Raw genomic sequence first — 11,478 nt, forward strand, 5'->3', positions numbered from 1 at the left:
CTATTTAAAAAATTCGAAATAGTGATAATATAAGAGTTGAAAATGGTAAAGGGGGATAAAAAGATGTTTTCCGTCGCAAAGGAGAAGATTAAGGCTATCATATCTATCACTATGGATGAAGAAGTTGTATTGAAATCGACTTTAGACCAATGCAAAGAACCCTTTATATTCTTAAAAAAACAAGGTCAATTATTTGCCTACGTAACAATCAATAATCCATTACTTGAACTGCTTGAATGCAAAAATTATTCGATAGAGGCTTTGCTAGATCAGGCCAAATCTATCAAAAGTATTTGTTTCCTGAGCAAGAATATTTCTTTCCCCTCATTGTTCCAGATTATTGGTGAACCGTTCGCGATTATAATAGGTGAGGATGGCGAACCAGTAGGATACATACGAAGAGAAGATGTTTTAGCGGAGCTTTTTAAACAGGAGAATAAAAGTGTAGATTTATTGAAAATCCTTCTTACCTCGATACCTATGGGAATTTTTGTACTAGATAAGGAGAAACAAATTATTAATTGCAATGAATCAGGCTTAAAGATGATTAAATCTACTACTGAACAGGTGCTTAATTATCCAGGTGGAACTTTTTTTAGCGCACAACAGATAAACAATGTGTTTGCTACAGGAAAAACCATTTTAAATCATCTAGAAATAACGAATGACACGGGGGTTCTCGTCGATTATTGTCCTATTTTAACCGATGATGACGAAGTTGAGGGGATGATCATTGTTGTTCAAGATTTGCCAATGGTTGAGGATATGGCAAATGAAATAGAATATATTAAGGATTTGAATCGAGACTTGAATGCGATATTATCGAGTATTTATGATGAGATTCTTGTGGTTAATGCGGTTGGAGAATTGATCAGGTACAGTGACAATATCATTCAAGATTTCTGGAAGGTAGATCTTAAAGAGCTGATTGGAAAAAATATTCTCGACCTTGAGGATCAGGGGCTTTTTACCCCATCAGTAACAAGATTAGTAATCGAAAAAAGAAAAAAAGTTTCTGTTGTTCAGGAAACAAAAACAGGCCGGAAAATTCTTGCCGTTGGCAATCCGGTCTTTAATAAGGAAAATGAGCTGGACCGGATTATCATTGCTTCACGGGATATTACGGAAACAACGCGTTTAAAAAGTGAACTTCAGGAAATTCGGAAAATAACGGAACAATATAAAAAAGAATTAGATGACTTTAAAAGTAAGGATCGCTTTTTAAAAAAGCTCATCTATTGCAGTCCTAAAATGGAAAAGATTATGAATCAGGTTAAGAAAATTGCTGACTTTTCATCAACCGTCCTCCTTAATGGCGAATCTGGTGTGGGTAAAGAGGTGATTGCTCAGGCCATCCACCAACTTGGAAAACGCTCTGGAAAGCCATTCCTTAAACTGAATTGTGGTGCGATCCCTGAAAATCTGTTAGAAAGTGAACTATACGGGTACGCAAAGGGTTCGTTTACAGGTGCAGACAAAAATGGAAAAGAAGGTTATTTTAAACAAGCGGATGGCGGGATATTGTTTCTTGATGAAATAGGTGAAATGCCGCTGCATCTTCAAGTAAAGCTTTTGCGTGTTCTCCAGGAGCAGGAGGTTATCCCAATTGGCAGTACTGTGCCTATTAAGGTAAATGTCCAAATCATTGCTGCCACCAATAAAAGGCTTGAAAAAATGGTGGAAAATGGGACCTTTCGGGAAGACCTATTCTACCGGTTAAATGTTATCCCGATTCAAATTCCGCCGCTCAGGGAACGGACGGAGGATATCTCGTTACTTGCCTTTCATTTTTTACAGCAGCTGAATGAAAAATATGATCGAAATTATCATTTAACACCAGATGCGATTAATGTGCTTGAATTTTATTCGTGGCCGGGAAATGTCCGTGAGCTACAAAATATTATTGAAAGATTAGTGGTTACCGCTGATCATCCTTCCATTAATGCTGAGTTTGTCAGTCAGTTTTTATCACTGGGCTTTGATAATAAAAAGATAAAGCCTATGATTACTAGAGTTATTCCTTTACAAGAGGCAATAGAACATGTGGAGGAGCAGCTGATTGTTCTGGCTATGAACCAATACAAAACAACCACCAAGGCTGCCAAAGCATTAGGAATCAGCCAATCTTCGGTTAGCAGGAAATATCAAAAAATCCTAAATGAGAAAAATATTAAAATGGAAAACTTATCTTCCCTTTAAAAAAAGCTGTTTCAGATTACATTCTGAAGCAGCTTTTTTGTCTATGCAAATTTAAATACAGTTATGCAAATTTGAATAACTAAAAGTCGCTTATTTTAAAAACACACGATAAAGACGACTTTTCTACTTTGGCACAGTTCTTGCAACTATAGATAGTAAGAGAGAATAAAGGAGGATTTGATAATGGTCGAGATCAAAAACCGCGTTGCTAACCTTAAGATGTTCATTGATGGTGAATGGAAAGACTCTGAAACACTGGAAACACGTCCAGTCATTAATCCTGCAAATGGAGAAGTGATTTCATTTGCCCCTGAAGGAACAGTCGCTGATGCACGAGCTGCAATCTTTGCGGCACGGAGGGCTTTTGAAAAAGGAGTCTGGTCAGAATTATCAGCCCAGGAGAGAGCCTCCTGCTTATTTAAAATCGCAGACAAAATTGATGAGTATGCTGATGAGTTAACGCAGCTTGAAACGATGGATAATGGAAAAACATTAAGAGAAGCTGGATTTGATGTCGGTGATGCGGCAGCGTGCTTCCGCTATTATGCAGGACTGATTACAAAGCCAGACGGCTATACCTATCATGTAGCCGATCCGATGCAGGCAATGGTTGTCCGTGAACCGGTTGGTGTCTGCGGTCTGATAGTTCCATGGAACTATCCCCTGTTAATGAGCGTTTGGAAAATCGCTCCAGCTTTAGCAGCAGGAAATACAATTGTTTTTAAACCTTCAGAGGTAACGCCGGTTACGCCGAAAAAGCTATTCGAAATCTTTGAAGAAGTAGGACTGCCAAAAGGAGTCGCCAATATGGTCATGGGAGCCGGTCCTGTTGTTGGTAATGAAATTGCTTCCCATCCTGAAGTAGATATGATTTCGTTTACCGGCGGTACGAAAACAGGTAAACATATTATGAAGACGGCAGCGGACACGATGAAAAAGGTGTCATTGGAATTAGGCGGTAAATCGCCAAACATTATTTTTGCTGATGCAGATTTTGAAACCGCAGTCGACTATGCTCTGTTTGGCATTTACGCTGGTGCCGGTCAGGTATGTTCGGCGGGGTCAAGAATTTTAGTAGAAGAAAGTATTTACGATCAATTTGTCACCCGTTTTGTAGAAAGAGCGAAGCAAATTAAAGTAGGACCGGGGCATGACCCTTCAACAGAGATGGGGCCGCTTGTAAGCAAGGAACATTTGGAAAAAGTCCTTCATTATATTGAGTTAGGAAAACAGGAAGGTGCAACGATTGCCTGTGGGGGGCACCGAATCGTAAGCAATGGACTTGATAATGGCTACTTTGTTGAGCCTACAGTGTTCGTTGATGTGAAGCAAGAAATGAGAATCGTGCAGGAAGAAATTTTTGGACCAGTCGTAGTCATTCAAAAGTTTAAGGATGAAGAAGATGCAGTAAAGCTTGCTAATGGGACCGTTTATGGACTTGCTGGCGGTGTTTTTACTAATGATGGAGCAAAGGGCTTACGAGTCATTAAAAAGTTAAGATCTGGTATTACTTGGGTAAATTCCTATCACCCAACCTATAATGAAGCACCATGGGGCGGTTATAAGCAAAGTGGAATTGGGCGAAGCCTTGGAACATTCGGGCTTGAGGAATTCCAAGAAATTAAACAAATCAATATTAATTTACAAGTAGAGCCAGTTGGCTGGTTTTCCAACTAATAGACGATGAGGAGCGATCATATGAGTATCGATTTAACACGAGAGACAAAGAGTGAGCAGAATCAACAAGTAAGCGAATACATTAATAAGGTTTTGAGTTTAATAGAAAAAGAAGAAATTAATAAGGAAGAAGCAGCGTGGATCACAAAGCAAACGGTTGATGGCTTCCGTGAACACGTTAATCCAGGATTTCTTGCTTACCGTAAAACCGTTACAAAGGATGGACAATTTGCTGCCGTTGAATGGTCAGATAATGGTGCCTGTTTTAAGGATGTAAATGGCAAGGAATATATTGATTGTCTTGGCGGCTTCGGTATCTATAATGTTGGCCACCGCAATCCCAAGGTCGTAAAGGCAGTAACAGATCAGTTAAAGCGTCAGGCGCTTCACAGCCAAGACCTGCTTGATCCGTTGCGTGCGATGCTAGCGAAAATATTAGCAGATATTACTCCTGGTGATTTGAAATATGCCTTTTTTACCAACAGTGGAACGGAAAGTGTTGAAGCTGCATTGAAGCTAGCGAAAATGTATAGCGAGCGAACGACCTTTATTTCAACGACGCGTGCTTTCCATGGAAAAAGTCTTGGGTCATTATCAGGTACTGCCAAAGGAATGTTCCGTAAACCATTCCTGCCGTTAATCCCAGGCTTTCGTCATGTACCATTTGGTGATATCGACATGATCAGAAAAACATTCGAAGTCTGTGCATCGGTAGGCGAAGATGTTGCGGCTGTTATCTTGGAACCAATTCAGGGGGAAGGCGGAATTATCCTGCCTCCAGAGAATTACTTAAAACAGGTTCGTGAGTTATGTGACCAATATGGTTCTCTGTTAATTTTTGATGAGGTACAAACGGGTATGGGACGGACAGGAAAAATGTTTGCAGCTGAATTATATGATGTAGTCCCGGATATTATCTGTCTAGCAAAAGCGTTTGGCGGCGGTGTAATGCCAGCAGGAGCGATTGTAGCGAGGGAAGAAGTGTTCAAAAGCTGGTTCCCGAACCCATTTATGCATACAACGACATTTGGGGGCAATCCATTAGCATGTGCAGCTGCTATTGCCACCATTGGTGTTTTAATCGAAGAGAATTTACCAGAAAGAGCCGGAGTAGTTGGGGAGTATTTCCTCAAAGAGCTAAAAGAAGCAGCAAAAGGACATGAAGACAAGATCCTTGAAATTCGCGGCCAGGGATTAATGATTGGCATTGAATTTCATAAGGATGAAATCGGCTATGAAGTTTCAAAAGGGATGTTTGACCGCGGTGTCCTTGTGGCAGGAACATTGATTAACTCCAAGACGATACGAATTGAACCAGCATTAACGATTGGCTATGAAGAAGTCGATATGGTAATCGGCACCTTTAAGGAAGTATTAAGTCTAGTAAAAGCATAACGATTTATGTTTAAAAGGGGGGAGCACGGAATTGGAAAAGAAATTTGTTAAGCAGCTTACAGAGATACCCGGGCCAAAATCAAAAGAAATATTGGAGCGGAGAAATCAATATGTCCCAAAGGGAATCAGCAATAATTGTCAGTCCTTTGTAAAAAAAGCGCATGGTTCTCTAGTTGAAGACGTGGACGGTAATATTTTTATAGATTTTGCTGGAGCGATTGGAACATTAAATGTTGGCCATTCCCACCCGAGAGTGGTCAGGGCACTGCAGGAGCAGGCAAGTCAATTTATCCATACGGGCTTTAATGTCATGATGTACGAATCTTATATTAATCTTGCAGAAAGGCTTTGCCAGCTTGCGCCGGGAGATTTTAAGAAGCAGGCAGCTTTCTTTAACAGCGGTGCCGAGGCTGTTGAAAATGCCGTTAAAATCGCAAGAAAATATACAAAACGCCAAGGAATTATTTCCTTTACACGAGGCTTCCACGGCAGAACGTTAATGACGATGACGATGACGAGTAAAGTCAAGCCATACAAGTTCGGCTTTGGACCGTTTGCTCCCGAAGTTTACAAGGCGCCATATCCTTATGTATACCGCCGACCTGAAGGAATGAGCGAAAAACAATACAGTAATATGGTTATAGAACAATTTGAGACATTTTTACTTGCTGAAGTAGCACCTGAATCGATTGCTGCGGTTGTAATGGAGCCGGTTCAGGGTGAAGGAGGATTTATCGTTCCAGATAAAGCGTTTGTTCAAAGAGTCAGAGAAATTTGTACACAATATGGAATTCTGTTTGTTGCAGATGAAATTCAAACGGGATTCGCCCGCACAGGGGAATATTTTGCGATTGAACATTTTGGAGTGGAGCCAGATTTAATCACCATTTCAAAATCAATGGGAGCAGGAGTACCGATTAGCGGTGTTATTGGCCGGGCGGAAATTATGGAAGCTGCAGATATTGGCGAGATCGGCGGAACCTATTCTGGAAGCCCGCTAGGCTGCAGGGCAGCGCTTACCGTCCTCGATATCATTGAGAGTGAAAACCTTAATGAAAGAGCTCAAAAAATAGGTATGAGGGCTGTGGAAAAAATGAAAGAGCTTGCTGAACGTTTCGATAGCATTGGAGATGTCCGTGGTCTCGGGGCCATGTGTGCTATGGAAATCGTTAAAGACCGTCACAGTAAAACTCCTGATAAAGAGGCAGTTGGAAAAATAGTAATAGCAGCAAGTAAGCGGGGGCTTATGTTATTAAGCGCAGGGCTATATGGAAACGTGATCCGCCTTCTAATGCCGTTAACCATCACAGATGAGCAGCTGGAGGAAGGATTACAAATTTTAGAGGAAGCCTTTGAAGCGGTATACATGAATAATCCTGCTGTGTCGGCTGGGAGGTAATGTAATGGACATTGTAGAGCAGAAATATCAAATCCATCCAATGTATTTAGATGGAAAATGGATTGGCAATGATTATGAGGTTTTTACCGAAATTATTAATCCAGCAACAAAAGAGGTTATAGGAGCGGTGCCAACTGGGGGTGCTTTTGAAGCGGAGCAGGCCGTTGATGCCGCCCATAAGGCCTTTAAAACTTGGTCGAAAAAAACAGCTGACGAACGCTATCAGCTTTTGATGAAATGGTATCATTTGATTGATGAGAACAAACATGAAATTGCCAGGATTATGACGATGGAGCAGGGTAAACCTTTAAAAGAAGCATTGGGTGAGGTCCAATACGCCAATGGCTTTATCTCATGGTATGCGGAGGAAGGGAAACGAATCTATGGAGAAACGATTCCGGCATCCCACCCTAATAAACGAATTCTTGTTAGAAAAGAACCGGTAGGAGTGGTTGCAGCGATTACACCTTGGAACTTCCCTGCAGCCATGATTACGAGAAAAGTCGCACCAGCACTTGCAGCAGGGTGTACTTGTGTGGTAAAACCAGCCAATCAGACACCGCTTACCGCATTAAAAATGGTGGAGCTCGCCCATGAAGCAGGAATCCCTAACGGCGTAATCAATGTCATCACCGGCAGGTCAGCAGAAATCGGCGAAACATGGCTGAAGGATCACCGTGTAACCAAGATAACCTTTACCGGGTCGACTGAAGTAGGGAAAACGTTGATGCGCGGTGCTGCTGATAATGTTAAAAAGGTATCGCTGGAGCTTGGAGGAAACGCTCCATTTATTGTCATGGATGATGCCAATCTAGTGAAGGCTGCAGAGGGGTTAGTACAATCAAAATTCCGAAATGCAGGTCAGACGTGTATATGTACGAATCGTGTATATGTGCAAGAAGGAATAGCTGATCAATTCATTGAGCTTTTCCAGGCGGAATTAGAAAAGCTTAAGGTTGGAAACGGTCTTGAGGAAGGAACCGACATCGGACCATTAATTGATAAAGCAGCTTATAAAAAAGTAGAAGCTCTTGTGAATGACGCAATTAAAAAGGGAGGAAAAGTCACTTACAGCGGGCTAAAACCTGCTGAAGAGAATGGCTACTTCTATGCCCCAACAATATTAACCGCTATCGACGACGATATGGAATGTATGAAGGATGAAATCTTTGGTCCGCTGGCACCGATTTCGACCTTCAAAACTGAGGAAGAAGTGGTTGAGCGGGCAAATAATTCCCGCTTCGGTTTAGCTGCTTATGTTTATACAGAAAATCTAAGCCGCTCCTTCAGAATCACAGAACAGCTCGAATACGGAATCATTGGTCTTAATGATGCCCTGCCATCAGCAGTTCAAGTTCCATTTGGCGGCTTTAAAGAAAGCGGTCTTGGCCGTGAAGGCGGTCACTTCGGAATTGAAGAATTTTTAGAAGTAAAATATATTTCAATCGGGTTAGATATTTAGTCTTCAGTTTGTAACGAAAAAGGAAACTGCCAAATTCGTTTCATCCTCCATCCAGGGGAAGATTCACGAATAAATGCCAGTGAAACTTTCAGTGACTTTATTTGTCATTGAAAGATTTCACTGGCTTTTTTAAAATTCTATAAAAAATGAGGTGGGGCAGGAGTGCCGGGACCATTAAATGGAATGAAAGTAATCGATTTATCCAGAGTTTTAGCCGGACCATATTGCACGATGATCTTAGGAGATATGGGGGCGGAAGTAATAAAGATTGAAAGTGTTGATACAGGAGATGAAACGAGGGGATGGGGACCACCTTTTGTAAGCTTTCAATTAAATCATTCACATTGAATTGTACATTATTTAATTTAAAACAATTAAGTACGTTGTGAACATTACATGTTATTTACTTTAAATATAGGTCTTCACTATGTTACGATAACGGAATAAAGTAGCCTGGGAGAAGAGGGTGTTTAGATGATTGGCACAATATTATTTGATGTTGATGGAGTTTTGTTAAGTGAGGAGCATTACTTTGATGCTTCAGCCTTAACCGTATGGGAATTGCTAATTAGTAATAATTATTTGGCATTGTCACCCGAAAAATACAAAACGGATTATAGCCCAAAAGAGATAAAGGTAATACGTGAGACTGTGTTTGGAAAAAATGATGAGGTCCTTAAGCTCATGAAGTCAAGGGGGCTTAATGCAAATTGGGATATGATTTATTTATCCTTTGGTCACCAATTAATCCATCTTTTATCTCAAATAAAAGAACAAGAAAATAGTAGAATTAACGGCTGGCTGCAGGAACCCATTAATAGAGAAGTGCTGCTAGAGATAGGAAGTGTGTTACATAACTATCCAGTAAACACTGATTTCAATTTATTTGTTGCTGATTTTAAATCCTCAACGGAAACTAAGCAAGAATTGTTCGATTATCTAAATCAATTAGCAGAAGAGAAGCTTGGGGTTAAAACTGCCATCTTTAGTGGAATCAGTGCACTTTGGTTAGTATGTGAGCATGTCTGTCAGGAATGGTACGTTGGTGATGAGAATGTAGAAAAATCCACTGGAAGACCTTCTGTGCAGCTGGGAAAGAAAGGCTTTTTAGCAAACGAAACCACATTAGCAGCTAAAGCAGAGATAGAAGCACTCTTCTCATTCCTTAAGGAATCTGGTGTAAAAATAGGAATTGGAACGGGGAGACCTGAACTTGAGACCATACAGCCGTTTCAACATTTGGACTGGCTAAAACATTTTGACCTTAATCATATTGTCACAGCAGACGATGTGTTAAAAGCAGAAAAAGAACTGGTTGAAAGACAGCCATTATCAAAACCAAATCCGTTTACTTACATTATGGGACTTAAAGGAAGGGATACCTCGGTTATAGATTGTTTAAATACCCACTTGCCAATTGATCATGGTGAAGAGGTACTAGTTGTGGGGGATTCATTGGCCGACCTGCTGGCTGCTAGAAAAATGGGCTGTCAGTTTGCTGCCGTGTTAACAGGATTATCAGGAAAAGATGCGAGAAGTGACTTTGAAAAGCACGAGGCAGATTATATCCTTGATAATGTTCTCGATATAAAGAATCTTATCGTTAGAAAATAAGAGGGATTGCAAGTGCAATCCCTCTTATTTTCTATTTAACTTTTTCTAGCTCCGGTTTTCCTGGATAAAAGGAATCTACATTGGACAATTCTAGTGATTGAGCTTCGTTTAAACCATTAATTTGTGTAAGAGCACGGATAACCTCTGGAGTAATCTGCTTATCAAGTGTTAACACCATGATGGCTTCTCCGCCAACAGCGGTTCTGCCTACTTGCATCGTTCCGATATTAATCTGATAATCCCCAAGAAGAGATCCAACCTTACCGATCATACCAGGCACGTCCTGATGTTTTACAAGCAAGAGGTGGCTTTCAGGTCTTACATCAATACGGTAGTCGTTGATTTTCACGATTCTTGCACCATAGCCGTTTAATACGGTTGCGCCAATTTTAGCTGTTTCCGAGCCTTTAGTAATGGAAAGTTCCATATAATTGGCAAAACCTTTATTCGTGGCATTTTTTTGCACATTATAGGAAACACCTTGCTCTTTTAAAAGATGAAGAGCATTAATTAAATTAACAGAGTCACTTAAATGATGAGATAGGACACCTTTAATCATGGTTCGAGTTAATAGTTCAGTATCTTCTTCAATTAAGTCTCCATAATAATTAATTTCGATTTTAGAAGGAGCATGTTTTAATAGTTGAACTACCAGCTGTCCCACATGTTCTCCAAGTAATAAGTATGGCTGCATTTTTTGCTGTGTTTCACCTGACATTTGCGGCATATTCACCGCATTGCGGATGGACTGTGTTTCAAGGATTTCAATAATTTCTTCACTAACCTCTTGTGCTACTTTTTCCTGCGCTTCTACAGTAGAAGCCCCCAAATGCGGAGTAACAATAATATTTGGATTATCCAGCAATTCTGGATCAGCAACAGGTTCCTTTTCAAAAACATCGAGTGCAGCACCTGCAACATGGCCTGCTCGAATCGCCCTTACCAGCGCCTTTTCATCAATAATTCCGCCTCGTGCAACGTTGATAAAGCGTACTCCCTTTTTTGTCTTGCTTAAGTATTCGTCGTTTACTAAACCTTTTGTATCATTTGTAAGTGGTGTGTGAATCGTAATGAAATCTGATTCACGAGCGATTAAATCGAGACTAGCTTTTTTCATTCCTAGTTTCTCGGCTCTTTCCTCAGTTAAATATGGATCGTAACCTAAGATATTCATCCCAAAGCTCTTAGCACGCTTTGCTACTTCGGTTCCGATTTTACCCATTCCAATGACACCAAGAGTTTTTTTGTATAATTCTACTCCCTTGAAAGAATTTCGGTCCCATTCTCCGCCAACCGTTTTCTTGTGAGCTTGGGGAATCATTCTGGCCATAGAGAGCATCATCGCTAATGTATGTTCTGTAGCGGCAATTGTGTTGGCACCAGGAGCATTGATGACGATGATTCCTTTACCTGTAGCAGCATTCACATCGATATTATCTACACCTACACCGGCTCTAGCAATTACCTTAAGACGGTCCGCGTATTGAAGAAGTTCTGCTGTTACTTTTGTTTGACTGCGTACAATTAGCGCCTCGTAATCTCCTATAATATTCTTTAGCTCTTCGAACTTTAATGTAGGCTGGCGCTCTACAATAAAATTAGGATGGTCAAACAAACTCTTTAATCCAGTATCACTAATGCCGTCTGTTACAAGTACCTTAAACATTTTTTAACTCATCCTCTCATTTCTAATTTAAAAAAATAAATAAAAAGTCCCCCATAACAGGACAGA

At 40.5% G+C, this 11,478-nt stretch carries 7 protein-coding genes and 1 pseudogene; 7 read left to right on the forward strand and 1 reads right to left on the reverse strand.

Annotated features, from left to right (window positions below; genetic code table 11):
- Window positions 1–63 precede the first annotated feature (63 nt).
- The 7 genes and pseudogenes from ACIQAA_RS30720 to ACIQAA_RS30750 all read left to right on the forward strand — a co-directional run bounded on the left by ACIQAA_RS30720 (window position 64) and on the right by ACIQAA_RS30750 (window position 9,746).
- Window positions 64–2,199, forward strand: coding sequence for a sigma 54-interacting transcriptional regulator (locus ACIQAA_RS30720; RefSeq protein WP_402627254.1), 2,136 nt, complete (start codon window positions 64–66; stop codon window positions 2,197–2,199).
- Between the two features lie 183 nt (window positions 2,200–2,382).
- Window positions 2,383–3,876, forward strand: coding sequence for an aldehyde dehydrogenase family protein (locus tag ACIQAA_RS30725; RefSeq protein ID WP_402627257.1), 1,494 nt, complete (start codon window positions 2,383–2,385; stop codon window positions 3,874–3,876).
- A gap of 21 nt (window positions 3,877–3,897) precedes the next feature.
- Window positions 3,898–5,271: a putrescine aminotransferase gene (locus ACIQAA_RS30730; protein ID WP_402627260.1), complete on the forward strand. Its 1,374-nt coding sequence runs from the start codon at window positions 3,898–3,900 to the stop codon at window positions 5,269–5,271.
- Between the two features lie 31 nt (window positions 5,272–5,302).
- Entirely contained in the window at window positions 5,303–6,670 is a 1,368-nt protein-coding gene (gabT, locus tag ACIQAA_RS30735; RefSeq protein ID WP_402627263.1) for a 4-aminobutyrate--2-oxoglutarate transaminase, read from the forward strand.
- A gap of 40 nt (window positions 6,671–6,710) precedes the next feature.
- Window positions 6,711–8,132 (forward strand): NAD-dependent succinate-semialdehyde dehydrogenase, encoded by a 1,422-nt coding sequence (locus ACIQAA_RS30740; protein ID WP_402627354.1) that lies wholly within the window; start codon window positions 6,711–6,713, stop codon window positions 8,130–8,132.
- 162 nt (window positions 8,133–8,294) lie between these two features.
- Window positions 8,295–8,453, forward strand: a pseudogene (locus tag ACIQAA_RS30745) (CoA transferase); the annotation flags it as partial.
- A 153-nt stretch (window positions 8,454–8,606) separates the two neighbouring features.
- Window positions 8,607–9,746: an HAD family hydrolase gene (locus ACIQAA_RS30750; RefSeq protein ID WP_402627266.1), complete on the forward strand. Its 1,140-nt coding sequence runs from the start codon at window positions 8,607–8,609 to the stop codon at window positions 9,744–9,746.
- 31 nt (window positions 9,747–9,777) lie between these two features.
- Here the strand turns inward: ACIQAA_RS30750 and serA are convergent, their stop codons facing one another.
- Window positions 9,778–11,412 carry a phosphoglycerate dehydrogenase gene (gene serA / locus ACIQAA_RS30755; RefSeq protein ID WP_402627269.1) on the reverse strand — a complete coding sequence of 545 codons (1,635 nt, stop codon included), beginning with the start codon at window positions 11,410–11,412 and terminating at the stop codon, window positions 9,778–9,780.
- Between the last annotated feature and the right edge of the window lie 66 nt (window positions 11,413–11,478).

This window comes from Neobacillus sp. NPDC093182 (assembly GCF_044754045.1).

Bases quoted from the DNA above. Each gene is read 5' to 3' on its own strand.
- ACIQAA_RS30720 (WP_402627254.1), top strand. From the start codon at position 64: ATGTTTTCCGTCGCAAAGGAGAAGATTAAGGCTATCATATCTATCACT.
- ACIQAA_RS30725 (WP_402627257.1), top strand. From the start codon at position 2,383: ATGGTCGAGATCAAAAACCGCGTTGCTAACCTTAAGATGTTCATTGAT.
- ACIQAA_RS30730 (WP_402627260.1), top strand. From the start codon at position 3,898: ATGAGTATCGATTTAACACGAGAGACAAAGAGTGAGCAGAATCAACAA.
- ACIQAA_RS30740 (WP_402627354.1), top strand. From the start codon at position 6,711: ATGTATTTAGATGGAAAATGGATTGGCAATGATTATGAGGTTTTTACC.
- ACIQAA_RS30750 (WP_402627266.1), top strand. From the start codon at position 8,607: ATGATTGGCACAATATTATTTGATGTTGATGGAGTTTTGTTAAGTGAG.
- serA (WP_402627269.1), bottom strand. From the start codon at position 11,412: ATGTTTAAGGTACTTGTAACAGACGGCATTAGTGATACTGGATTAAAG.